Annotated in this window: 3 protein-coding genes; 2 read left to right on the forward strand and 1 reads right to left on the reverse strand. The window is 61.0% G+C overall.

Annotated elements, in window-relative coordinates; all coding sequences use genetic code 11:
• On the reverse strand, nt 1-241 hold a 241-nt coding region (locus tag ACIO0C_RS31290; RefSeq protein ID WP_401318368.1), incomplete at its 3' end, for a DNA-binding protein.
• 132 nt (nt 242-373) lie between these two features.
• Here ACIO0C_RS31290 and ACIO0C_RS31295 point away from each other — a divergent pair.
• Nucleotides 374-877, forward strand: coding sequence for a hypothetical protein (locus tag ACIO0C_RS31295; RefSeq protein WP_401318371.1), 504 nt, complete (start codon nt 374-376; stop codon nt 875-877).
• A 134-nt stretch (nt 878-1,011) separates the two neighbouring features.
• Nucleotides 1,012-1,299, forward strand: a complete 288-nt coding sequence (locus tag ACIO0C_RS31300; protein ID WP_401318374.1) for a tyrosine-type recombinase/integrase — start codon at nt 1,012-1,014, stop codon at nt 1,297-1,299.
• Nucleotides 1,300-1,422 lie beyond the last annotated feature (123 nt).

Here is a 1,422-nt window from a genome sequence, read left to right on the forward strand (position 1 = left end):
GGGTTAATTGCTCGGCTAGACTGCTCACCAAGGTGGTCAATTTTTCATTGAGGCTGGGCAACGGTCCGAGGTTGGCGGCCTGACTGCTATTGAGTTCCTTCAGGTAGCGCTGGATCGTACTTTTCGAGCCGGTATTGCCGAGCTCAACGCGGATCAGGTCGATGCTCGGGTGCAGTCCACGCCCTAACAAGGCGTCACGCGCGGCGTGCACCAAGGCTTTATTGATACCGCCACGGGCCATGTCAGGAGCTCCTGTAGGATTTCCGGCTCTTAGGCAGTATGACGCATGCCATTTGACTTGCCGGGTTTCTGATCAAGACGACAATCTCTTCGGTCCACACCGGTACAAGCCCGCCGGGCGAGGAGGGTAGGGATGACCACTGCCGCGGAGCGGTACCTGCAGGCGACGCGCCGGAAAAGCACCACGCGCCGCTACCTACAGGCCGTGGCGCATTTTGAGGTGGGCTGGGGTGGGTTTCTCCCCGCGTCGAGTGACAGCATTGTGCGTTACCTGGCTGAGTACGCTGACGCTCTGTCGATCAGCACCTTGCGCGGCCACCTGGCGACCTTGGCCCGTTGGCATCTGAAGCATGGTTTTCTCGACCCGACCAAAGCGCCGCAAGTGCGCGACGTCTTGCGCGTATTCAGGCGCTGCACCCGCGCCAGGTCCGGCAGGCCGAACCGTTGCAACTGCGCGAACTGGAACAGTGCGTGGCGGCATTACAAGTCGAGGCAGCGTCGCCAGAGTTGGCCGTGCGCCTGCGTGCCAGCCGCGATCAAGCTTTACTGCTCCTGGGGGGTTGACGCGCCTTTCGCAGTGATGACCTGTGCCGCCTGCGCATTGAAAACAACCAGCTCGTGCCGGGCGAAGGGCTGAGTCTGTTCCTCGCCAGCAGCAAATCCGACCGTGAGCACCAGGGTCGCAGCGTCAGTATGCCGGCGTAAAAACGCCTCTGCCCGGTGCAGGCGTACGAGGCGTGGCTGGCACTCAGTCAATTACGGCGGGGACCGGTGTTTTGTGGCATCGATCGCTGGGGCCATCTCTCGCCTGAGGCGCTGCACCCGTACAGCGTGACGCGGGTATTACGCTGGGCTTTGACCCGCGGTGGGGTCGCCGGCGAGCGCTACAGCGGCCACTCGCTACGTCGCGGTTTTGCCACCTGGGCCACGCGCAATCAATGGAGTACCAAGGCCTTGATGGAGTATGTCGGCTGGCGCGATGTGGACAGTGCCCTGCGCTACGTGGAGGCCGACGCGCCGTTCGGTGACTGGCTCCGGCAGCTGGATGAGTCAAAATGACTGCGCCAGCGACGATTTCATACTGGGCTACGGCCTACGTGATTACAGCTGTACAGCAGGCTTATTGACAGGTGGACAACTGCAAATCAACAGGTTTGAGAATATAAGATTCTCAAACCTCAT

Source organism: Pseudomonas sp. NPDC087336 (genome assembly GCF_044744285.1).
GTDB lineage: Bacteria > Pseudomonadota > Gammaproteobacteria > Pseudomonadales > Pseudomonadaceae > Aquipseudomonas.